A 21,745-nucleotide genomic window follows, 5' to 3' on the forward strand; every position below is an offset into this window, starting at 1 on the left:
TACACTGGCCCGGGCGGGAATCCGTCCGCAGCCACCAGAGGGAGAACGCGGGAGCCATGGCGAACGGGACAACTCGGAAAAAGGGGTCTGCGGTGAAGGCCGCCCGCGGTTCCGTGGTGAGCAAGAAGGGCACGCCGTGGGGCACGATCATCGCCGTCGTGGCCATCGTGGCCCTGCTCGCCGCCGTGATCACCTACTACATGGTGAAGTCGGCGCCGAAGCGCGACCAGGCCGACCGTGAGGCGGCCGCCGCCTCGTTCGCGCCGACCGCGCAGGACCCGGACCCCTCGAAGCGCATCCCCGGTGTGGTGACCGCGACCTACACCGGCAGCGTGCACGTGCTCCCGACCGAGCGCGTCGCCTACGACCACTCGCCGCCGTTCGGCGGCCCGCACGACCAGACGTGGGCCACCTGCACCGGCATCGTGTACCCGACCGCCGTCCGCACCGAGAACATGGTGCACGCGCTCGAGCACGGCTCGGTCTGGATCGCCTACAACCCGCAGCAGATCTCCGGTGACGCGCTGAACCTGCTGAGCGTCCGCGCCAAGGACAAGCCGTTCACGATGCTGTCGCCGTACCCCGGCCTCGACAAGCCGATCTCGCTGCAGTCCTGGGGCCACCAGCTGAAGCTGGACAGCGCCGACGACCCCCGCATCGACGAGTTCATCGCGGCGCTGCGGAGCAACCCGAACGGCGTCTACCCCGAGGTCGGCGCGTCCTGCGACGCCGTCCCGGGCCAGTTCGACCCGGACAACCCGCCGCCGTTCGACCCGTCCAAGCCGGGTCCCGACGCGAAGCCGATGGACTACAAGGGCAGCACGGCCGCGCAGGGTGAGCAGGGCATGCCGGCTTCGTCGGCGCCGGCCTCCTCCGCTCCGGCCTCGGCCCCCGCTTCGGCGACGCCGACCAAGTGAGCACGGAAGCCGACCTCGACACCGAAGAGGTCACCGAGCAGCCGACCTGGTCGCGCTGGGTGATCATCGGCGGGACGCTCCTCGCGGTCCTGCTGATCGGCGCGACGGCGGGGATGTTCCTCACCCGCGCCGCCGACGAGCCGGCGGCGGCCACCCCCGCCGCCGGGTCGGTCGAGGTCGGCTTCGCCCAGGACATGTCGACGCACCACCTCCAGGCGGTGACGATGGCGGGCATCGCCCGCGACCGCACCACCGACCCGGAGATCAAGCAGCTTTCGTTCGACATCGAGCGCACGCAGCTCGAGCAGGTCGGCCGCATGAAGGGCTGGCTCATGCTGTGGGACCAGCCCGAGCAGGCGATCGGCGCGCCGATGAAGTGGATGACGGAGCCGATGGCGGGCCACGGCGACATGCCGGGGATGTCGATGGCGCCGTCGTCGGTCAACCCGGCGGGCGGCGCGCTGATGCCGGGCATGGCTTCCGACACCGAGCTGAAGAAGCTGCGCTCGCTGTCGGGCCGCGAGTTCGACGTCTACTTCCTGCAGCTGATGCTCCGCCACCACCAGGGCGGCACGTCGATGGCCCAGTACGCGGCGGCGCATTCGTCCTTGCCCGCGCTGAAGGCGCTGGTCAACAGCATCCTGGCGTCGCAGGGCGCGGAGATGGACCAGATCAAGCTGATGCTTTCGGGCCGGGGCGCCCAGCCGCTGCCGGCCTGAGCTACCAGCTGAGTTCCTGGCACCGCCGCGCGCAGTGCGGCGCTTCCACCTGCAGCGTCGCGTGCTCGATCGCGTACCGCGAAGCCAGCAGGTTCTGAGCCTCCGTCAAAACGTCCGATTGCTGCGCCGGCGGCGCCAGCGTCAAGTGCGCCGAGGCCACCTCCATCCCCGACGTCAGCGTCCAGACGTGCAGGTCGTGCACGTCCGCGACCCCCGGCAGCGCGGCCAGCTCGGCGTTGATCGCGCCGACGTCGACGCCGTGGGGCGCGTGCTGGAACAGGATGCGCAGCGCGCGCCGGGCCAGTGTCCACGTGCGGGGCAGCACGAACAGCCCGATCGCGACACCGATGATCGGGTCGGCGTAGCGCCAGCCCGTCAGCAGCGTGAGCGCGCCGCTGAGCAGCACGCCGACCGAGCCGATCAGGTCGGCCAGCACCTCGAGGTAGGCACCCCGGACGTTGAGGCTCTCCTTCGCCCCCGACCGCAGCACGGCGAACGACACGATGTTGGCGGCGAGGCCGGCCGTGGCGGCCAGCAGCACCGGCAGGCCGGGCACCGCGGGCGGGTCGCTGATCCGGCCGACGGCCTCGACGAGGACGTACCCCGCGACACCGAACAGCAGGACCGCGTTGGCCAGCGCGGCCAGCACTTCCGCGCGGTAGAGGCCGAAAGTGCGGCTGACCGTGGGGCCCGTGCGCCGCGCCAGGATGATCGCGGCGAGCGCCATGCCGACCCCGAGGACATCGGTGAACATGTGCGCCGCGTCGGAGATCAGGGCCAGCGAGCCGGTCGTGAAGCCGACGATGAACTCGAGCACCATGAAGCCCGCGCCGATGCCCAGGGCGATGGTCAGGCTCCGCACGTACCGGCCCGACGCGCTCGCCGGCGCGACCGCCTGCCCGTGTCCGTGGCCGTGTCCCATTCCGCCTCCGTTCGCGGTTCACCGTCGAGGCCAAACATATAGTCGGATGCGCATATGTGCAACAGAGGGCAGCCTAAGTTCACCCACCCGAAAGCTACTCCGCGCCTCGATCGCGACCAATCCACCAGGAGGGGTTTCCCGCCAGGCGGACTCGTCACGCTTCGGCGTCGACCATCCGCTTCAGCAGGTCGCGCAGCTGCACGCGGTCGTCCGGCCCGAGCGCCGCGAGCGGTTCGGCCGCGAAACCCAGTGCCCGCTGGAAGTTCCGCGCCAGCACGGCACCCGCAGGCGTGGCCACGATGTTCTTGATCCGCCGGTCGCGGCCGTCCGGCCGGCGCTCCACCAGGCCGCGGGCCTCGAGCCGGTCGATGATCCCCGTCACGTTCGAGCGCTCCGAGTTCAGCTTCTCGGCGATCCGGTGCATCGGCAGCGGCTCCCGGAGCGCGCCGAGCACCTTGGCCTGCACCGTCGTCAGCCCCTGGGCGGCCGCCGCGGACTCGTAGGAGTCGACGAACCGGTCGACGATCCGCGCGAGCAGGGCGACGACGTCGTCGGTGATCGGGTCAGCGCTCATCCGGTGAGTGTAAGCCGATAGTTGACTGCATGAACCATCCATGCCTATAGTCATTTTAGTTCACTGCATTAACCATCATCTCTCTGAATCACATCGAGGTCCGAAATGAGCAACGAGCGCGTCGCCCTGATCACCGGCACGTCCACCGGGATCGGCCTCGCCACCGCGGTCCGCGCGGCTCGCGCGGGCTTCCGGACGGTCGCCACGCTGCGCGATCCCGCCCGCGCCGACGGCCTGCGCGAAGCCGGCGTGGACCTGGACATCCGCCCGCTGGACGTCACCGATCCCGCGTCCGTGCGCGCGGCGGTCGAGGGTGTCCTCGCCGACTACGGCCGGCTCGACGTGCTGGTCAACAACGCCGGCGCGGGGCACGTCGGCACGCTGGAGCAGGAGCCGGTCTCGGCGGTGCGCGAGACCATGGAGGTCAACTTCTTCGGCGTCGCCGAGACGACGAAGGCCGCGCTGCCGGCGTTGCGCGCGAGCGGCGGCCGCGTGATCACGGTGACCAGCATCGGCGGCGCCGTCGGCCAGCCCTTCAACGAGGCCTACTGCGCGGCGAAGTTCGCCGTCGAAGGGCTGATGGAGTCCCTCGCGCCGGTCGCCGCGGCCCAGGGCGTCACGGTGTGCGTCGTCGAGCCGGGCGCGGTCGCGACGGAGTTCGTGAACAACATCGGCGTCGGCGAGCAGCTCTTCGCCGAAGCCGGCCCCTACGCGGAGTCCCTGCAGAAGTACATCGCGAACGTCACGAAGTCGTTCGAGGGCGCCCAGACGTCCGACGAGGTCGCCGAAGTGATCCTGGACGCGATGACGGCCGACGCGCCGGCGTTCCGCATCCAGACGTCGAAGCAGGCCGAGGAGTTCGTCGGGCTCAAGTTCGCCGACCGCGACGGTTCGGCCGTGCAGCGGCTGACGACCGGCTGGCTCGCCTAGCGCACCAGCCGGAAGAAGCCGCGGACCTGCTCGACGAACAGTTCCGGCTGTTCGAGTGCGGCGAAGTGCCCGCCGACGGGCAGCTCCTCGAACCACCGCAGGTCGGTGTAGCGCTGCTCGGCCTGCCGCCGTGACGGCCGCACGATCTCCTTGGGGAACACCGAAACCCCGGCTGGAACGTCCACTGTGGACAGGTCGCGGTCGTTGTTCTCCCAGTACATCCGAGCCGACGACGCCGCCGTCGCGGTGAACCAGTAGGCGGAGATGTCGTCGAGGATCTTCTGCCGGTCGACGGCGTCCTCCGGGTGGCCCTTGTTGTCGGTCCAGGCCCAGAACTTCTCGACGATCCAGGCGGCCTGGCCGGCGGGCGAGTCGGTGAGGCCGTAGCCGAGCGTCTGCGGCCGGGTGCCCTGCTGCGCGGAGTAGCCGGCCCCGGAGCGCCGGAACTCTTCGAGGTCGGCGCGGGCCCGCCGCTCCGCGGGCGTCGGATCGTCCAGGTCCAGCCGCACGGGCGCGAAGTTGACGTGCACCCCGGCGACCCGCCCGGACCGCGCGAGGGCGTTCGTGACGGCGGCACCCCAGTCACCGCCCTGAGCGCCGTAGCGGTCGTAGCCGAGCTGCTGCATGAGCAGGTCGAAGAGCTCGGCGACCCGCGCGATCTTCAGCGCGGGTTTGTCGCTCCACCCGTACCCGGGCAGCGACGGAGCGACGACGTGGAAGGCATCGGCGGGATCGCCGCCGTACTTCGCGGGATCGGCGAGCGGCCCGAAGACGTCGAGGAATTCGAGAACGGACCCGGGCCACCCATGGGTGAGCACGAGCGGCAGCGCATCGGCCTCGGGCGACCGCAGGTGCACGAAGTGCAGCCCGACCCCGTCGACCTCGGCCCGGAACTGCGGGAAGGCGTTGAGCCGCGCGGCGAACCCGAAGTCGTACTCCTCACCCCAGTCCCGGCAGAGTTCCCGCACGTAGGAGAGCGGAACACCCTGCGACCAGTCCCCGACGGTCTCGGCCTCGGGCCACCGAGTCCGCCGAAGCCGCTCCCGCAGGTCCGCAACATCGGCCTCATCGAGAGACACCTGGAACGGCTTGACCATTTCGGGCTCCTTCAGGTGGGCCTCCCACGCTAGCGACGTCCCGGTGAAAGGATCAACTTTTATAGCGCTGACCAGCGGATCCGTTACTGGGGCCACCTGCCCGCGAGGGGGCCGCGGGATGCGCTAAGCTTTCGGAGTCGCCCAGCGATGGGCCCTCGTAGCTCAGGGGATAGAGCACTGCCCTCCGGAGGCAGGTGTCGCAGGTTCGAATCCTGCCGAGGGCACTCCCACGGGAGCGGGAAAACCGCTCCTCACCAGCGCTTTCACGCTTGAAGCGGTTCTTCCCGTCCTCCGGCTGGCTACGGCCATTCACGGCCAAACACGGGTGTCTCTTCCCAATGCGTTCCCACGGGAACGGGCCGTGCGCCGTCGATCAGCCCTCCGAGCCGCCCTGCGGCCTGTGGCTAAGGACCTTCTCGATCCGGGCTCGGTTGCCCTCCTCCCCCCTCAAGGAACGCGGCATACACCTCGAACAGCAGGCCAACCGAGCTGAACAGCGTGGGCAGACTTGGAAAGCGTGCTGGGTTCACGCCCTCGCAGGTTTGCGTGCTCACCGTGTTGAGCATGGATCTGACCGTAACGCCACGTCTGTGGTGTTCGACCTTGGTCACGGACCCGCAGTGAAGGGGTTATGTCTCGGCTGTCCGGAGGCTGGTTATGGGTAATGGGCGACGGTGGGTGCCGTCACCGGTGACACTGGCGCTGTTGGGTCTGGTTCTTGCGCTGGTGGGCAACCTGGCCACGAACCTGATTGAGGTGGAGCAGTGGTGGTGGCGTCCGAGCGTGTTCGCCGCGCTGGGGGTACTAGCAGTCGGGGCGCTGGCACTGGAGGCGGTGCGGCACCGGGCTGAACGGGTCCGGGCGCAGTTGGGTTCAGTCGGGGTGCAGTCACAGGTGTTCGGGGCGCTCCCGCGCCAGGCGTGGCAGTGGCAGCCACGGCTGCAGGAGGAAAAGGCAGTGCGGGAGGCGCTGGGTCGGAGGGGCCGGGCCGCGCTGGTCGCGTTGCCGGGGGCACGGGGTGCAGGTAAGTCTCAGCTGGCTGCAGCGTACGCCCGCTGGTGCCTCAATCAGGGCTACGACCTGGTCGCCTGGATCAACACCGAATCCGGACCGGTCCCCGAACTAGCGGCGCTAGCGGCCTATCTCGACCTGCAGGGAGTGACGGAGACAGCGCCGGAACAGGCCGCGACGGCGGTATGCCGATGGCTGGAGCGGGACGGCCAGGCCCGGCGACTGCTGGTCTTCGACAACGTCGACGATCCGGACGCACTGCGCAAGTACCTCCCGACGACCGGGTCGACGAAGGTGCTGATCACCACCAACAGGCGAGAGTTCACCACAATGGGCGGGATCGCCGTGGTCGAGGTCAGCATGTTCACCCCCACCGAGGGAGCGGCATTCCTGGCCCGCGCAACCGGACTGGACCCCGTCGGCGATGGGGCGCGGTTAGGTGAGCAGTTGGGCTGGCTACCGCTGGGGCTGGCTCAGGCGGCAGCGTTCATCGCACGGACCGAGATGTCCTACACCGAGTACGCGGAACTCTTGCGGCGTCAAGACCTGGATGAGACATTGCGTCAACAGGCCGGGGCCGATCACCCTGGGGTGTTGAAGGCAACCCAGCTCAGCCTGGCCGGGCTCGCCAGGGCCGACCCCAGCGGGGACACCGCCCGGCTGCTGCGCGTGCTGTCGCTGCTATCGCCCGACGGAGTCAGCCGGGACCAGCTGGTGCAGGCTGAGCAGCACCTTGGCTTGCACGGTGGCGTGTGGCCGACCATCAATGCCCTGCTCGAGGCTTCGCTGGTCACTCTCGGCGGTGATGCCCAAGCGGGCTCCTACGGCGAAGACCGCCGAGTCGTCGCGGTACACCGGCTCACTGCGTTAGTGGTCCGGTACGAGGCCAGCAGAGCTCCTGGTGATGACCAGGCGGCCGCGCTGGAGACGGCGACTCAGCTGTTGGACGCACTCACCAGCCGTTTCCCCCGTCACCAGGTCGCGCTGCGCCGCGGTGAGCTGGACGAACTCACCGCCCACCTCGACGCTGTACGCGGCCACACCGACGATCCGTCGCCGCTCCTGCTCACTCAGGCCAAGTGGATCGCCGGGCTGCTGGAGCACGCCGGTGACCTGACCCGCGCCATACCCTTGTTCGAGCAGACACTCGCCGATTGGGAGCGGATGCTGGGAGCCGAGCACCCGCACACCCTGACCTCGCAGAGCGATCTCGCCTACGCCTATCGGTCGGTGAGACGGCTAGAAGAGGCGATCACCCTGCTCGAACAGAACGTCGCCGTAAGCGAACGGGTGCGGGGAGCCGAGCACCCGCACACGCTGATCTCACGGAACAACCTCGCCAGCACCTATGAGACCGCGGGACGGCTGGACGAAGCGATCACCCTGCACGAACAGAACCTCGCCGATCGAGAACGAGTGCTTGGAGCCGAGCACCCGGACACCCTTATCTCACGGAACAACCTCGCCGGCGTCTATGACACCGCGGGACGGCTGGACGAAGCGATCACCCTGCACGAACAGAACCTCGCCGATCGAGAACGAGTGCTTGGAGCCGAGCACCCGGACACCCTTATCTCACGGAACAACCTCGCCAGCGCCTACGACTCCGCGGGACGGCTGGACGAAGCGATCACCCTGAACAAACAGAACCTCGCCGATCGAGAACGAGTACTCGGAGCCGAGCACCCGGACACCCTTACCTCACGGAACAACCTCGCCAGCGCCTACCGGTCGGCGGGACGGCTGGATGAGGCAATCACCCTCCACGAACAGAACCTCGCCGCATGCGAGCGAGTGCTGGGGCCTGCTCACCCTATAACGGACACGGTCCGCGGCAATCTCACCGAAGCTCGTCGCGGCAACGGCGTCTAGAGCGGCCGCCTGAAGCTCACCCAGCAGCACGGCGAAGGTCGAGCTCATCACGGCCTACTTCGCCTGCCAAACAGCAGCCGATGGCACGACGGAGCAGCAGCGACTTCCCAATGCGTTCTCAACCGCAGCGCCGCTTGCGACCGAGAGGCCATGTTTTGGCAGGTCAGACCTCAGGACTGGGTCACTCGGCCTGCAACCCTCCGGAGGCAGGTGTCGCAGGTTCGAATCCTGCCGAGGGCACCCTCTTCAGAAAACGCAAAACCGGCCCCTACCAACGAGAACGCGGTAGGGGCCGAATGCGTTGCGGGCAGTCATGAACCCGTCACGTCGGTCTCTCAAACAGTCGGGTCGGGGCCGAGCGCCCGGTCGAGCAGCTCGCCCAGCTGGTCGACCTCCGCCGCCGACAGATCGCTGAACGAAGACTCGGCCACGGCGTCCACCAAGCCCTGCCCCTCGGCGCGCAAGCGCGCCCCCTCTTCGGTGAGCCGGTGCCGTACCGCGCGGCCCGGTCCCGGCACCCGTTCGATCAGACCCCGCTCGGCCATTCGCGTGGCCAGCGAACCGAAGGACTGGTCGGTCTGGAACGTCAGCACCGCCAAGTCATGCAGCGACGCTTCCGGCTCGCGGTGCAGGTGCCGCAGCGTGTCCCACTGCACCAGTGACAGCCCCAGCGGCGCCAAGGCACGGCTCAGCGCGCGGTGGTGGCGGTACTGCAGGCGCTTCACGGCCAACGAGACATCACCGGGGCGGTACTTCATGCGCACACCCTAACCGACCGGAGACAGCTTGCTTATCTAAGTAACCTTATATAAGGTTCCTTAGGTACCGAGTTCACGACCGAGAAGGACCCATGACGACTCTCCCCGCGGCCGGCTCCCTCCGGCCCACCCGCACTGAAACCCGCACCCTCGGCCCGGTCGAGGTGACCCTCCAGGACCGCGACCGCACCCGCCCGTTCCTGCTCCTGCACGGCGGTGGCGGCGTCGCCACCATGGCCGGCTTCGCCGATCTGCTCGCCGAGCGCACGCACTCCCGGGTGCTGCTGCCCACCCACCCCGGGTTCGGCGGCACGCCGAAGGACGACAGCCTGACCGGCGTCACCGAACTGGCGCAGGCGTACGTCGCGCTGCTGGACGAGCTCGACCTCACCGACGTCACCGTGATCGGCAACTCCTTCGGCGGCTGGCTGGCCGCCGAAATCGCCCTGCGGAAGAGCCCGCGGGTCAGCGGCGCGGTGATCATCGACGGGGTCGGCATCGAGGTCGACGGCCACCCGCTGACCGACGTCAGCGGCCTCTCTCCCGCCGAGCTCCGCGCGCACTCCTACCACGACCCGAGCAAGGCGCCCGTCCCGCCGGGCGGCGGCACCGGGCCCAGCCCGGACGTCCAGGCCCTGATCGGCTACACCGGCCCGGCCATGGCCGACCCGACGCTCGCCGGCCGGCTCGGCGCCATCGACATCCCGGTCCACGTGCTCTGGGGCGAAAGCGACGGCATCGTCGACCCCGGCTACGGGAAGGCCTACGCCGCCGCGATCCCGCTCGCGACGTTCACCCTGCTCCCCCGCACCGGCCACCTGCCGCAGGTCGAGACGCCCGAAGAGCTGCTGGGCGCACTGCTCGACCTCGGCAACTGACCCCCAGGAGACCGGCATGAGCACCTCGTTGACCGTGACCCGGATCGGGCACGCCTGCCAGCTGATCGAGATCGGCGGGATCCGCGTCCTGACCGACCCGTGGTTCACCCAGGCCGCGACCTACTACCAGGGCGAACCGGTCACCACGACCGTCGAAGCCCTCGGCCGCCTCGACGCGGTCGTCATCAGCCACGAGCACTACGACCACTGCGACCTCGACGCCCTCGTCACCGGCGGCTTCGACCTCACCACCCCGCTGATCGGCCCCGGCACGGTCGCGACCCTCGCGCGGGACAAGGGTTTCCGCGACATCCGCGTCGTCGAAGCCTGGGAAGCCGCCGAGGTCGGCGACCTCACCGTGACCGCCACCCCGGGCAAGCACGGCGTCCACGAAGTCACCTTCGTCCTCCAGTCCGGGGGCCGCACGGTCTTCTTCGGCGGCGACTCGCTGCGCGTCCCGGAGCTCGACACCATCCCGGACCGGTTCGGCCCGGTCGACCTGGCCATCCTGCCGACGAACGGCCTGTGCATCCGGCCGATGAACCTCGCGCAGGTGGTCATGGACGCCGAGGAAGCAGCCGGGCTGACGGCCGCACTGAAGCCGGCGATGGCCGTGCCGCACCACTACGCCTTCCACAGCGGCCGCCTGGGCGACCGGATGATCACCAAGGGCGACCGGGACCCCCGGCACTACGCCGACGCGGTCGCGCGGCTCGCCCCGGAGGTCGACGTCCGCCTGGTCCTGCCCGGGACCACGGTCGTGGTCCCGTGACCGACCGGCGGTTCGTGCCCGAGGTCGGCGACGACCTCCCGCCCGGCGAGCGGCCGATGATCGCCGTCGTCCGGGCGATCCCCGGGCACGAAGACCGGCTCGCCGCCGCCATCGCGGTGCTCACCACCGCGGTGCGGCGCGAGCCCGGCTGCGTGGAGTTCCGGTCGTTCCGGGACATCGGCGACCCGGGAACCTTTCGCCTCTACGAGATCTACGCCGACACCGACGCGTTCCGGGCCCACCTCGAGACCACGCACGTGGCGCACTTCTTCACCGAACTGGCCCGGCACAGCACCGCCGACGCCGGCGCACTGACCCAGCTCGCCGAGTTGCCCGGATCCGAAGACGACGAGCGGTAGCAGCCCAGGTGCGACTCATTCCTCCGGCGGGGCCCCGCGCCAGCGCCACCCGGTCTGCTTCGCACGGCCCGGAACCTCGACGCGGTCCATAGCCCACAGCAACGCCGTCCACGGATCCAACTCCGAGACGTCGCCCAGGTGCGGGAACAGCCGCGACACCGTCCGCGCGCAGACCTCGCGGGGCGGGTCCAGTGCCAGGCCGAGGCCGCGGGCCACGTCTTCCCCGTGGACCAGCACCTCCGCGCAGCCCATTGCCGCGAAGCCGCCCGGGTCCGCGGTGCCCGTCGGGTGGTACGCGCGGGCCTCCGGCGGGGACGTTCGGACCACCGCGGAGAGAATTGTGCTGCCCGCCAACGCGAACTCCAGCGCGTCGGCCGAGGACGCGTCCTTCGCCAACGACGCCAGGAAAGGCACGTAACCACTGGGACGACGCGAGACGAGCTGAGCCGCGTACGACAGCAAACAGTCGCCGACGTGCTCCGCCGTGTGCCAAGCGTCCAGGTCGCCCGTGCCCGTCGCGGTCGCCCAATCCTCGGACGCCGCCGGGCGCACAGCGTCGGCCAGGCAGGCGATGGCCGCGTCGAGGTCAGCGGCGGTAACCGGATTCATGATCGGGACCCTAGCCGGTAGTTTCCCGGCGCGGCACCGAACTCGCGCTTGAACGCGTGCGAGAACGCGAAAGGCGAGCCGTAGCCGACCCTCGAAGCGATCGACGGCAGGGGAAGGTCGGTGTCCTGCAACAAGCGCGCTGCCGTCGTCAAGCGCCACCACGTCAGGTACGCCATCGGCGAGTGGCCGGTCAACGCCGTGAACCGGCGGGCGAGCGTCGCGCGGGACAGGCCTGCCCTGGACGCCAGATCCTCGATGCGCCACGGTGCCCCGGGATTTTCGTGCAGGGCCTCCAGCGCCGACGCGATCGCCGGATCGCGCAACGCCTGGGGCCAGCCCGCGCCCGGGTTTCCCGCCAGCCACGCGCGGATCAAGTACACCAGCAGCAAGTCCAGCAGACCGGCGAGGACGGTGGCCGAACCCGGGCGCGACGACGTCACCTCCGCGCCGAGCAGCTCGATCGCCGCCCGGAGTTCCGGAGCGCCGCCGACCTGAGCCGGGATGTGCACCACCTCCGGCAGGCTCGCCAGCACCGGGTGACGGCGCGCCTGGGACAGGCGGTACTTGCCGCACAGGAACTCCGTCCGGCCGTCCGGCTCGGGCACCGCCGTCTCGAACGGCACCGCACCCGACGCGTCCGGCCGCGACGACAGCGTGTGCTCGCTGCCGTGCGGGACCAGGACCACGTCGCCCGCGCCCAGGGGTACCGGGTCGCCGTCGGGCGGGATCAGCCAGCCGTTGCCGCGCAGGAGCACGTGAAAGCCCGCGCCCTCGTACGGCGCGAAGCGGTAACACCACTCGGCGCCGGCCCGCAGCCGGTTCGAGGTCGGCTGCCCGATCCGCACCGCCGCGATTGCGTCGCTCAAGAGGTCCACACGACAACTATAAGACGTTCGCGCATCAATGTGAGCCGAGAGAGCATTGGAAAGCTCAAATGAGAGCGTCAGAGTGGAGTCATGTACATCGGTGACGTCGAAGTCGTGAAGGTCCTCGAGTGGCAAGGCGAGATCGCCCCCGCGCGGACCATCGTCCCCAGCCCGCCAGAGCTCTGGCAGGACAACGCCCACTGGCTCGCGCCCGACCACTGGAACCCCGAGACCGGCGGCTACCGCGGCACGGTCCAGACCTGGGTGCTGCGCAGCGAAGGCCGGGTCATCCTCGTCGACACCGGCGTCGGCAACGACCGAGACCGCCCGCAGATCCCGCTCTTCGACCACCTGACGACGAACTTCCTCGACCGCCTGGCCGATGCCGGCGTCCGGCCCGAAGACGTCGACGTCGTCGTCAACACCCACATCCACTACGACCACGTCGGCTGGAACACCTTGCGGCGCAACGGCGAATGGGTTCCCGCCTTCCCCAACGCCACCTACCTGATCCCCCGCGCCGACCAGACGTACTTCGACCCGCGCAACGCCCACCGGCGGCCCGCCCCGCGCACCGAGCACGACCAGCTGCGCCGCGAAGGCAGCCTGCTCGTCTACGCCGACAGCATCGCGCCCGTACTCGGCAAAGCCGTGCTGTGGGAGGGAAAGCACCGCATCGACCGCAACCTGACCCTCGAACCCGCGCCCGGCCACACGCCCGGTTCGTCCGTCGTCCGCCTGGCCTCCGGCGGCGAGCGCGCCGTGTTCGTCGGCGACCTGCTGCACAGCCCTGTCCAGGTTCTCGCACCCCAGCACAGCAGCTGCTTCTGCGAAGACGACCAGCAAGCCGCCGTCACCCGGCGCCGCGTCCTCGAACGCGCCGCCGACGAGCGCGAGCTCGTCGTCCCGGCGCACTTCGCCGGCCCCGGCGCGGCCGAAGTGCGGCGTGACGGCAGCCGGTTCGCCATCAGCCGCTGGGCGGGTGATCCTGTCGAAAACCTGTGAATCGGACAGAACTGGCACTCCCCGCGGCGCCTCCGCGTTGTCAGGGTGACAAGGAGGAACCATGGGTGCACTTGGGACGCTGCTCGGCTTCTTGCTGAGCCTGTACCTGCTCGTGCTGATCGCGCGGATGGTGCTGGACTGGGTGGGAATGCTGGCCGACAGCCCGCCGTGGGCGCGGCGGGCGCGCAGCCTCGCCTACTCGGCCACCGAGCCGGTCATCGGGCCGGTGCGGCGGGTCGTGCGGCCGGTGCGGATCGGCGGGATCTCGCTCGACCTCGCCTTCACGCTGGTCTTCATCGGCGTGATCGTGCTGCGGGGGATCGTCTTCGCGCTCTAAAGACTGCCGCGGAAGCCCGCCGAGAGCCGGTCGATGCCGCGTTCCAGCTCGGCGCGGACGCCGCGCAGGTCGACGCCGTCCGGGTCGATCAGCGCCTGCATCGAGATCCCGCGCAGCTGCGCCAGCAGCGCCCCCGCGTACGCGTCGGCGTCGCGGACCCCGGTGATGGACCCGTCCGCGACGCCGCTGGCCAGGGTCTGGGCGATGGCGAACCGGAACCGGCGGTCGGCCTCGGTCAGCGCGCCGCGCAGGGCCGAGTACTCCGCCGCCGCGTCGCCCCAGCACGCCAGGAAGGCCTGGTTGAGCGTCGGCATCGTGCGGATGAGCTCGAAGATGATGTCGAGCAGCGCGCGCAGCATGTCCATCGGCGTCGCGGTGGCCGAGCCGGTCCGGGCCGCGACGGCCTCGCTGTAGGCGGTGGTGAACTCTTCAACGGCGTACTCGACCAGCCGCTGACCGAGCCCGTCCTTGTCGCCGAAGTGCTGGAAGATGACGGACCGCGCGTAGCCGGACCGCGCGCAGACGGCCCCGATCTTCAGCCGGCCGAAGCCCTCGTCGGCGATCAGGTGCGCGGCGGCGTTGAGGATGCGCGCCTCGACGGCGGCGTCTTCGCCGTCCTGCGGGATCCGGTCTGCGGCGGAGCGGTCCACGGGCGTCATGCTAGCCACTCGAACCGGACACCACCGGCCGAACGGTCAGCGAATCGTGCGCGGACCGTCAGCGCGAGGGAGCAGCTTGGGGTCATCACCACCGACCCGAGAGGACCCTCCGATGACTGCCAAGACCGTGCTCGTGTCCGGGGCCAGCATCGCCGGCCCGGCCGCGGCCTACTGGCTGCGCCGCCACGGCTACCGCGTGACCGTCGTCGAGACCGCGCCCGCGCTGCGGCCCGGCGGGCAGGCCGTCGACTTCCGGGGTGAGCAGGTGAAGCTCCTGAAGGCCATGGGCATCCTCGACGACGTCCGCCGCTTCGAGACCGCCATGGGCGACCAGACCGTGCTCGGCCTCGACGCGCGGCCGCAGCTGACCGTGCCCGGCGCCGCCTGGAGCGGGGAGGTCGAGATCCTGCGCGGCGACCTCGCGCGGATCCTCTACGAGCACACCGAGGACTACACCGAATACGTCTTCGGCGACCGTGTCACGAGCCTCACCGAGACCGCGGACGGCGTCGACGTCACCTTCCGGCACGGCGCGCCGCGGCGGTTCGACCTCGTCGTCGGGGCCGACGGCGTGCACTCCGGGGTGCGGGCCGCCGCCTTCGGGCCCGAGACGGAGTTCCGCCGCGACCTCGGGTTCGGGATCGCCGGGTTCACCGCGCCCAACCACCTCGGCCTCGACCACACCAGCGTCATGTACAACGAGCCCGGCCGCGGCCTGACCGTGGGCAGCCACCGCCTCCCGGACCGGCTGCACGTCGGCCTGGTCTTCGCCGCCGACGGCGTCGAGTTCCGCCGCCGCACCGCGGACGAGCAGCGCACCCTGGTCGCGCGGCTCTTCGCGGACACCGGCTGGGAGACGCCGCGGCTGCTCGAGGCGCTGCCGGAGGCGGACGACCTGTACGTCGATTCGATCAGCCAGATCCACCTCGACCGCTGGTCGAAGGGCCGGGTCGTGCTGCTCGGCGACGCCGCCTGGTGCGCCGGGCCCGGCGGGTCCGGCACCGGGCTCGCCATGATGGGCGCCCAGGTGCTGGCCGGTGAGCTCGCGGCGGCCGGCGGCGACCACGTGACGGCGTTCGCGAAGTACGAAGAGCGCCTGCGCAAGCCGGCCACGGTCGGGCAGAAGAACGGCAAGGGCTCGGGCAACTTCCTCGCCCCGCGCACCGCCGCGAAGATCCGCAGCCGCAACCGCGCCTACCGGATGCTGAGCACGCGGCTGTTCGGCAAGGTGTTCACCTGGATGACCGACCGCGCGGCCAACGCGCTGGAATATCGTGAGTACCCCGCGCTCACGTCCGCGTGAGGCGCCGATCTTCGTCTCATCGGGGGACTCGGCTGGCGACCCGGCGTGGCGTACGTCACTCTTGACGCCATGTCAATACGCCGGGCCGCCGAGGTCCCGGTCAGGACGGCGCTCGCCGGCCTGACCGTGCTGGCCCTGGGCGTGCTCACGGCGCTCAACGCGCGTTCCCTGCCCGTGATCGGCGACGGCACGACCTACTCCGCCGAGTTCACCGAAGCGGCCGGCGTGTTCGCGGGCAACGACGTCCGCATCGCCGGGGTCGAGGTCGGCCGCGTCTCGGACGTGAAGCTGCGCGGCGACCGCGTGCTGATTTCCTTCCGGGTCAAAGGCGCGTGGCTGGGCGACACGACGGGCGCGGCGATCCGGCTGAAGACCGTGCTGGGCCAGAAGTACCTCGCGCTCGACCCGCAGGGCGACGGAACGCTCGACCCCGGCAAGCCGATTCCGCGGTCCCGCACCAGCGTTCCCTACGACATCCTCGCGGCGTTCGGGGAGCTTTCGTCCACTGTGGACAATATCGACACGGCGCGGCTGGCGAAGAGCTTCGACACGCTGTCGGCGACGCTCGCGAACACCCCGCAGAGCGTCCGCGCCGCGCTGAGCGGGCTGTCGCGGCTGTCGGACACCCTTGCCACGCGCGACCAGCAGCTCGCTTCCCTGCTGGGCAACACGCGGGTCGTCTCGCAGACGCTCGTCGACCGCGACGCCGCCGTGCGGCAGCTGCTAGACGACGGGAACCAGCTGCTCGCCGAGGTGAGCGACCGCGAACAGGCGATCAGCTCCCTGCTCGACGGCTCGCGGCGGCTCGCCACCGAGCTGTCCGGGCTGATCAGCGACAACGACACGCAGCTCGGCCCGCTGCTCACCCAGCTCGACCAGCTGACGTCGATGCTGCAGCGCAACCAGGACGCGCTCGCCGCGGGCATCCGGGGGTTCGCGCCGCTGGTCCGGCTCGGCACCAACCTCTCCGGGAACGGCCGGTGGATCGACGGCTACCTGTGCGGGCTGATCCTGCCGTCGTTCGGCCCGCTGAACGAAGGCGGCTGCCACGGCTGAGCCCGCGTGGCATGCTGGCGCCGTGCGATACCTGCTCCTGCTGTGCGGTGACGAAAGCGCCGCGGCGGCGGCCGGCCCGGAGATGGCGCGGCGCTGCCACGAATGGGCCGCCGAGGCCGAACGGCGCGGCGTCCGGCAAGGCGGTGTGGGCCTGCACCCGCCCGCCGAGGCGAAGACGATCCGGGGGCGCGACGGCTCGGTCCTGCTGACCGACGGCCCGTTCGCCGAGACCAAGGAGCAGGTCGGCGGCTACAACATCCTCGAATGCGCGGACCGTTCGACGGCCATCGAGGTCGCGTCGCGGCACCCGTGGGCCGAGGTCGGCACGCTGGAGCTGCGCGAAATCCCCGATGGGCCGCCTACGGCTTCGTGATCTTCACCGTCACCTGGTTGTCGCTGTAGGTGTAGGCGACGTACTCGAACTCGACGCCGGTGCGCTCGACGTACTCCGTCCACGCGCGGTACTCGTGCCGCTTCCAGCCGGGGAAGTTGAAGAACTCGTCGAAGTGCACGATGCTGCCCGCGCGCAGCCGCGGCCCGCACAGGTCGAGGACGGTCTTCGCGGAGCTGTAGAGATCGCCGTCGACGTGCAGGAAGTCGACGTGCTTCGGGTGCGTCCCGAGGAAGCCCGGGAGGCTGTCGGCGAAGAGGCCGACGACCAGTTCGGCACCCGGGACGTCCGGCAGGTCGTCGCGGGCGAAGGCGCCGGCGGGCATGCCGTTGAGCCACGCTTCGGGCAGCCCGTCGAAGGAGTCGAAGCCGTAGACCTCCCGGCCGCCCCGGGCGCGGGCGATCGTCCGCAGCGTGTTGCCGGACGCGACGCCGAACTCCAGCGCCATCCCGCCTTGCGGCGCCAGGGAAAGCGCGTACTCGAGAGTCTCTTTCGGACGGCCGAAGTGCTGGGCGCCGACCAGGTTCTCGCGGGCGAAGACGTTGCTCTCCAGCGCGGCGTCCTGGTCGCCGGCGTAGACGATGTCGCGCCGGCTGCGGATCTCGAACTCCACCACCCGATCGAGGACCCGGTCACCCTGCCGGATGATCTCTTCGCGGAGCTCGGCCGCCATCCGGTTCAGCTGATCGGTGTACGGGTCGTGCACTTTCGCGGCGGCCTGGTGAAGCAGCTTACCCAGGGTGCGCCGCAGGGTTTTTGTTACCGGGGAACGGTTCTTCGTGTCGTTCATCGCGGGACGGTAGCTCACGACACGATGAGCCGGAACCCCGCGTCCCACTCCGTCCGGCCGAGCAGCTCCGCGTGCTCCTCGTGCCACCGCCCGGACTCCAGGTCTGCCCGCAATCGGGCAATTCCCCGGCGCACCGCGTCGGGCGGCGTCTGCGCGAGTGCCGAGCACGACCGCCGCACCGCCGGATCGAGGTACGCCTCCGGACGGCGCCAGTGAGCCGGGAACACGCCGTCCGTGAAGTCCCACGGCACCGGCAGCTCGACGACCGAAGCCGCGCCCAGGAAAGCCGCGATCTCCGGCGCCGACGGGCGGGACGACTCCAGCGAAGCGACCTCCGGCACGTACTCCCGCACGAGCCAGAAGTCGTTGTGCAGCGCGGTGTCGTAAGCCAGGACGACCTGACGGCGCGCGACCCGGCGCAGCTCGTCGAGACCGCGGCGCCAGTCGGCCCAGTGGTGCACGGTGAGCACCGCCAGCGCGGCGTCGAAGGAACCCTCGGCGAACGGCAGCGCCTCGGCGACCGCCCGCACCACCGGTGCCGCGCCGGGCCGCCGTTGCCGGATCATCTCCGCCGACGGCTCGACCGCGACGACCCGCCGCGCGGGCGGCTCGTACGACCCCGTCCCGGAACCCACATCGAGCACCGAAGCGGCCGGGCCCAGCGCGTCGAGCACCGGCGTCAGCCAGCGGGGGTCGGTGCGCCTCCCCCGTGCGTAGCCGACGCCGATCTCGTCGTAGCGGGTCATCAGCGCTCCGAGGCGTCGCCGCCGTTCTGCTCGGCCAGGAACCGCTCGAACTGGGACCCGAGCTCCTCCGCGGTCGGCATGTGCTCGACCGATTCCGCGAGCAGCGATCCCCGCTCGGAAGCCTCGATGAACGTGTCGTACTGCCGCTCGAGCGCGCGGACGACGTCGGCGATCTCGTCGGACTCCGCGATCTGGCGGTTGATCTCGGCGTCGGCGAGGTCCGCCGCGGTGCGCAGCTCGCCTTCGGCCAGGCTCAGCCCGGTCGAGCGGCCCAGCGCGTCGAGGACGACCAGCGACGAGGCCGGGTATGTCGACTGCGCGAGGTAGTGGGGCACGTGCGCGGCGAACCCGACGGCGTCGTGCCCCCACTCGCCGAGCCGGTACTCCAGCAGCGCGGCCAGGCTGCCCGGCACCTGCAGCCGGTTCGGCAGCGGCTGGTGCTCGCCGACCAGGTCCTTGCGGGTCGCGTGCGCGGTGACGCCGAGCGGGCGGGTGTGCGGCGCGCCCATCGGGATGCCGTGGAAGCCGGCGGTGAGCCGGACGCCCCAGCGCTCGATCAGGTTCTTGACCGCGCGGCAGAACCGCTCCCAGTCGTGGTCGGGCTCCGGGCCGGACAGCAGCAGGAACGGCGTCCCGTCACCGTCGTGCAGCAGGTGGACGACCAGTTCCGGGGCGTCGTAGTCCTCCCAGTGGTCCACGGCGTAGGTCATCGTCGGCCGGCGCGAGCGGTAGTCGATGAGCCGGTCGACGTCGAAGCGCGCGACCACCCGGTGCTCGCCGCCGAGCAGGTGCTCGGCCAGCAGACGGCCCGCCGAACCGGCGTCCATGAACCCTTCGAAGTGGTGCATGAGCACCGCTCCGGTCAGGTCGGGGACGTCCGAGTCCACCTCGTACAGGTCGTCGGGATCGAGTCCCACCGGGTCCTCCAGCTCGCTGATGCGGCAATCCACCAAGCACAACACACCCCGACGGCGAATCCATTCCTCCGACGGTGTGGCCGATCGTAACGGCAAGCGATCGAGGACGGACCGAATCGCCATCGTGACACTTGTCGTGGGCACGCAAGGCGCCGATCGGGCACGCTTGACGGTGTGAGCGAACACAGCACGAACACAGCGGCGCTGCGGCTCCGGCCGCCCGCGCACCGGGTCAGCCGCCGGGCCATCGGCTACTGGACGGCGACCGCCGCCATCCTCTGGATCGTGCTGATCGGGGTGCAGACCGTCATCGTCGTGACCAGCGACGATCCGCCCGCGTTCCTCGACGTCACGCTGATCATCTCGTGCGTGCTCGCTCCGCTGCACCTGATCGTGATGCCGCAGTGGCGCTACCGAGTGCACCGGTGGGAGGTCACCGACGAAGCCGTCTACACGCAGGCGGGCTGGCTGAAGCAGGAGTGGCGGATCGCCCCGGTGTCGAGGATCCAGACCGTCGACATCGAGCGCGACCCCTTCGAGCAGCTGTTCGGGCTGGCGAAGATCACCGTGACGACGGCGTCCGCGGCCGGTCCGCTGCGCATCGCGGGCCTGCGGCACGACCGCGCGCTGGAACTGGCCGACGAGCTCACGAAGACGACGCAGGCGATCCGGGGCGACGCGACATGAGCAGCCCCGAAGCCGTCGTGACGCTGCCCGCCGAGGGCACGCGCGAAGCGCCGTGGCACCGCCTCGACCGGCGCATGCTGCTCATCCGGCCGGTGCTGGACCTGGTGCGGTCGCTGCCGGTGCTGCTGGGCGCGCTGCTCGTCGGGCACGGCGAGCCGTGGCAGTGGATCGGTCTCGTCTTCACCGCGATCGCCGTGTGCACCGGCGTCTCGCACGTGCTGACCTCGCGCTACCGGATCACCGAAACCCAGGTCGAGTGGCACACCGGGCTGCTGCTGCGCAAGCAGCGGGCCATCCCCCGCGACCGGATCCGCACGGTCGACGTCACCTCCGAGCCGAAGCACCGGCTGTTCAAGCTGGCGGCCGCGCGGATCGGCACCGGACGGCACTCGCACGGCAAGGGGCCGGGCAAGGACGAGCTCGTCCTCGACGCCGTCACGGTCGCGGAAGCCCAGCGGCTGCGCACGCTCCTGCTGCACCGCAAGGCCGTGGAGACGGCGACCGAAGACACCGCCGCGGCACCCGCGCCGCCCGAGCAGGTCGTCGCCGTGGTCGACAAGAAGTGGCTGCGGTACGCGCCGTTCACGCTGTCCGGGCTGGCGGTGGTCGGTGCCGCGGTCGGCACCGTCTACCACTTCGCGCACGAACTGCACTTCGACCCGATCCAGTTCTCGCTGGTCCAGACGGTCGTCGGGCACTTCGCCGACACGCCGACGTGGGTGAGCCTGGTGCTGGCCGCCGCCGGGCTGCTGGTGCTCGTCTCGCTGCTGTCGATCGGCGGGTACGTGCTGTCGTTCTGGAACTTCCGGCTCACCCGCGAACCCGCCGGCACGCTGCACATCCGGCGCGGCCTGATCACGACGCGCTCGGTGTCGATCGAGGAGGACCGCCTGCGGGGCGTGGAAATCCGTGAGCCGCTGCCGCTGCGGCTGGCCGGCGGCGCCCGCTGCGTCGCCATCGCCGGCGGCCTGCGCGAGGGCAAGGGCGCGGACAAGAGCGGCGGGCTGCTGCTCCCGCCCGCGCCGCTGGCGAAGGCCCACGAGGTCGTCGCGGAGGTGCTCGGTGAGGACCCGGCCGCGACGCCGCTGGTGCGCCACCCGCGACGGGCGCTGTACCGGCGGCTCTCGCGGGCCATCGTCGGGGTGCTGCTGCTCGCCGCGGCGCTGTACGGCCTGGCGTGGCTCGGTGCGCTGCCGGACTGGCCGTGGCAGGCCGCGCTCGTGCTGCTGCCGTTCGCCGCGCTGGTCGGCTGGGACCGCTACCGCGGCCTCGGGCACGCCCTCACCGGCCGCTACCTCGTGACGCGCTCGGGTTCGCTCGACCGCGGCACCGCGGCGGTCCGCTGCGACGGCATGACCGGCGTCGTCGTCGAACGCTCGTACTTCCAGCGCCGGGCCGGGCTGGTCACGATCATCGCGCCGGTCGCCGCGGGCAAGGGGCACTACCGCGTGCTCGACGTCGGCGAGTCCGCCGGGCTCGCGCTGGCCGACCGGGCCGTGCCGGGCCTGCTGACACCGTTCCTGACCGATGAGCGGGACCGCGGTTGACGCTCCACCCGCGCGGCTCGTAG

The 21,745-nt window shown here is 70.7% G+C and carries 24 protein-coding genes and 1 tRNA gene; 15 read left to right on the forward strand and 10 right to left on the reverse strand.

Going from position 1 to position 21,745, the window contains the following annotated elements; translation table 11 throughout:
• The first annotated feature begins 92 nt into the window (after positions 1-92).
• Both QSK39_RS03760 and QSK39_RS03765 read left to right on the forward strand, forming a co-directional pair.
• Positions 93-917, forward strand: coding sequence for a thioredoxin-like domain-containing protein (locus QSK39_RS03760; RefSeq protein ID WP_285476258.1), 825 nt, complete (start codon positions 93-95; stop codon positions 915-917).
• A complete protein-coding gene (locus QSK39_RS03765; protein ID WP_285476259.1) occupies positions 914-1,636 on the forward strand; it encodes a DUF305 domain-containing protein in 723 nt (240 codons plus the stop codon). The genes QSK39_RS03760 and QSK39_RS03765 overlap by 4 nt, the downstream gene beginning before the upstream one ends.
• A 1-nt stretch (position 1,637) precedes the next feature.
• Here the strand turns inward: QSK39_RS03765 and QSK39_RS03770 are convergent, their stop codons facing one another.
• Together QSK39_RS03770 and QSK39_RS03775 are read right to left on the reverse strand one after the other, a co-directional pair.
• Positions 1,638-2,558 carry a cation diffusion facilitator family transporter gene (locus tag QSK39_RS03770; RefSeq protein WP_285476260.1) on the reverse strand — a complete coding sequence of 307 codons (921 nt, stop codon included), beginning with the start codon at positions 2,556-2,558 and terminating at the stop codon, positions 1,638-1,640.
• Positions 2,559-2,712: 154 nt separating this feature from the next.
• Entirely contained in the window at positions 2,713-3,132 is a 420-nt protein-coding gene (locus tag QSK39_RS03775; RefSeq protein ID WP_284744237.1) for a MarR family winged helix-turn-helix transcriptional regulator, read from the reverse strand.
• A gap of 105 nt (positions 3,133-3,237) precedes the next feature.
• On the opposite strand from QSK39_RS03775, the gene QSK39_RS03780 reads away from it, so the two are divergent.
• Complete coding sequence (locus QSK39_RS03780) at positions 3,238-4,062, forward strand: SDR family oxidoreductase (RefSeq protein WP_285476261.1); 825 nt, start codon at positions 3,238-3,240, stop codon at positions 4,060-4,062.
• Here QSK39_RS03780 and QSK39_RS03785 read toward each other — a convergent pair.
• Positions 4,059-5,159, reverse strand: a complete 1,101-nt coding sequence (locus tag QSK39_RS03785; protein ID WP_285476262.1) for an epoxide hydrolase family protein — start codon at positions 5,157-5,159, stop codon at positions 4,059-4,061. The genes QSK39_RS03780 and QSK39_RS03785 overlap by 4 nt on opposite strands.
• A 151-nt stretch (positions 5,160-5,310) precedes the next feature.
• Here QSK39_RS03785 and QSK39_RS03790 point away from each other — a divergent pair.
• Both QSK39_RS03790 and fxsT read left to right on the forward strand, forming a co-directional pair.
• Positions 5,311-5,383, forward strand: a tRNA-Arg gene (locus tag QSK39_RS03790).
• Positions 5,384-5,849: 466 nt separating this feature from the next.
• A complete protein-coding gene (fxsT, locus tag QSK39_RS03795; RefSeq protein WP_285476263.1) occupies positions 5,850-8,042 on the forward strand; it encodes an FxSxx-COOH system tetratricopeptide repeat protein in 2,193 nt (730 codons plus the stop codon).
• Positions 8,043-8,377: 335 nt separating this feature from the next.
• Here the strand turns inward: fxsT and QSK39_RS03800 are convergent, their stop codons facing one another.
• On the reverse strand, positions 8,378-8,800 hold the full coding sequence (locus tag QSK39_RS03800) for a MarR family winged helix-turn-helix transcriptional regulator (protein ID WP_285476264.1): 423 nt from the start codon (positions 8,798-8,800) through the stop codon (positions 8,378-8,380).
• 92 nt (positions 8,801-8,892) lie between these two features.
• Between QSK39_RS03800 and QSK39_RS03805 the strand changes: the two genes are divergently transcribed.
• Genes QSK39_RS03805 through QSK39_RS03815 form a run of 3 tightly spaced genes read left to right on the forward strand, consistent with a single transcriptional unit; the run spans position 8,893 to position 10,809 of the window.
• Complete coding sequence (locus QSK39_RS03805; RefSeq protein WP_285476265.1) at positions 8,893-9,678, forward strand: alpha/beta fold hydrolase; 786 nt, start codon at positions 8,893-8,895, stop codon at positions 9,676-9,678.
• Positions 9,679-9,694: 16 nt separating this feature from the next.
• On the forward strand, positions 9,695-10,450 hold the full coding sequence (locus tag QSK39_RS03810) for an MBL fold metallo-hydrolase (RefSeq protein ID WP_285476266.1): 756 nt from the start codon (positions 9,695-9,697) through the stop codon (positions 10,448-10,450).
• Positions 10,447-10,809: a putative quinol monooxygenase gene (locus QSK39_RS03815; RefSeq protein ID WP_285476267.1), complete on the forward strand. Its 363-nt coding sequence runs from the start codon at positions 10,447-10,449 to the stop codon at positions 10,807-10,809. Before QSK39_RS03810 ends, QSK39_RS03815 begins: the two co-directional genes overlap by 4 nt.
• Before the next feature lie 15 nt (positions 10,810-10,824).
• Here the strand turns inward: QSK39_RS03815 and QSK39_RS03820 are convergent, their stop codons facing one another.
• Both QSK39_RS03820 and QSK39_RS03825 read right to left on the reverse strand, forming a co-directional pair.
• On the reverse strand, positions 10,825-11,418 hold the full coding sequence (locus QSK39_RS03820; RefSeq protein WP_285476268.1) for a maleylpyruvate isomerase mycothiol-dependent enzyme family protein: 594 nt from the start codon (positions 11,416-11,418) through the stop codon (positions 10,825-10,827).
• Positions 11,415-12,293, reverse strand: coding sequence for an AraC family transcriptional regulator (locus QSK39_RS03825; protein WP_285476269.1), 879 nt, complete (start codon positions 12,291-12,293; stop codon positions 11,415-11,417). Before QSK39_RS03825 ends, QSK39_RS03820 begins: the two co-directional genes overlap by 4 nt.
• 81 nt (positions 12,294-12,374) lie before the next feature.
• Between QSK39_RS03825 and QSK39_RS03830 the strand changes: the two genes are divergently transcribed.
• Both QSK39_RS03830 and QSK39_RS03835 read left to right on the forward strand, forming a co-directional pair.
• The gene (locus QSK39_RS03830) at positions 12,375-13,289 is read left to right on the forward strand and encodes an MBL fold metallo-hydrolase (RefSeq protein ID WP_285476270.1); all 915 of its coding nucleotides are present in this window, start codon (positions 12,375-12,377) and stop codon (positions 13,287-13,289) included.
• Between the two features lie 61 nt (positions 13,290-13,350).
• Complete coding sequence (locus QSK39_RS03835; protein ID WP_285476271.1) at positions 13,351-13,626, forward strand: YggT family protein; 276 nt, start codon at positions 13,351-13,353, stop codon at positions 13,624-13,626.
• On the opposite strand, the gene QSK39_RS03840 is transcribed toward QSK39_RS03835, so the two are convergent.
• Complete coding sequence (locus QSK39_RS03840; protein ID WP_285476272.1) at positions 13,623-14,285, reverse strand: TetR/AcrR family transcriptional regulator; 663 nt, start codon at positions 14,283-14,285, stop codon at positions 13,623-13,625. The two genes, QSK39_RS03835 and QSK39_RS03840, sit on opposite strands and share 4 nt — an antisense overlap.
• A 112-nt stretch (positions 14,286-14,397) precedes the next feature.
• Here QSK39_RS03840 and QSK39_RS03845 point away from each other — a divergent pair, with 112 nt between their 5' ends.
• From QSK39_RS03845 to QSK39_RS03855, 3 genes are all read left to right on the forward strand, one after another.
• Complete coding sequence (locus QSK39_RS03845) at positions 14,398-15,588, forward strand: FAD-dependent monooxygenase (RefSeq protein WP_285476273.1); 1,191 nt, start codon at positions 14,398-14,400, stop codon at positions 15,586-15,588.
• A gap of 69 nt (positions 15,589-15,657) precedes the next feature.
• Entirely contained in the window at positions 15,658-16,644 is a 987-nt protein-coding gene (locus tag QSK39_RS03850; RefSeq protein ID WP_285476274.1) for an MCE family protein, read from the forward strand.
• A 22-nt stretch (positions 16,645-16,666) separates the two neighbouring features.
• Entirely contained in the window at positions 16,667-17,017 is a 351-nt protein-coding gene (locus QSK39_RS03855; protein WP_285476275.1) for a YciI family protein, read from the forward strand.
• On the opposite strand, the gene QSK39_RS03860 is transcribed toward QSK39_RS03855, so the two are convergent.
• From QSK39_RS03860 to QSK39_RS03870, 3 genes are read right to left on the reverse strand one after another with little or no spacing between them, the layout of a single operon-like run.
• Positions 17,004-17,825 (reverse strand): class I SAM-dependent methyltransferase, encoded by an 822-nt coding sequence (locus QSK39_RS03860; RefSeq protein WP_285476276.1) that lies wholly within the window; start codon positions 17,823-17,825, stop codon positions 17,004-17,006. The genes QSK39_RS03855 and QSK39_RS03860 overlap by 14 nt on opposite strands.
• A 14-nt stretch (positions 17,826-17,839) precedes the next feature.
• Positions 17,840-18,571, reverse strand: a complete 732-nt coding sequence (locus QSK39_RS03865; RefSeq protein WP_285476277.1) for a class I SAM-dependent methyltransferase — start codon at positions 18,569-18,571, stop codon at positions 17,840-17,842.
• Positions 18,571-19,488 (reverse strand): proteasome assembly chaperone family protein, encoded by a 918-nt coding sequence (locus tag QSK39_RS03870; protein WP_285476278.1) that lies wholly within the window; start codon positions 19,486-19,488, stop codon positions 18,571-18,573. Before QSK39_RS03870 ends, QSK39_RS03865 begins: the two co-directional genes overlap by 1 nt.
• 174 nt (positions 19,489-19,662) lie before the next feature.
• Between QSK39_RS03870 and QSK39_RS03875 the strand changes: the two genes are divergently transcribed.
• Positions 19,663-20,175, forward strand: coding sequence for a PH domain-containing protein (locus QSK39_RS03875; protein WP_285476279.1), 513 nt, complete (start codon positions 19,663-19,665; stop codon positions 20,173-20,175).
• Complete coding sequence (locus QSK39_RS03880; protein ID WP_285476280.1) at positions 20,172-21,722, forward strand: PH domain-containing protein; 1,551 nt, start codon at positions 20,172-20,174, stop codon at positions 21,720-21,722. The genes QSK39_RS03875 and QSK39_RS03880 overlap by 4 nt, the downstream gene beginning before the upstream one ends.
• Positions 21,723-21,745 lie beyond the last annotated feature (23 nt).

This window comes from Amycolatopsis sp. NBRC 101858, assembly GCF_030269325.1.
Taxonomy (GTDB): Bacteria; Actinomycetota; Actinomycetes; order Mycobacteriales; family Pseudonocardiaceae; genus Amycolatopsis; species Amycolatopsis ponsaeliensis.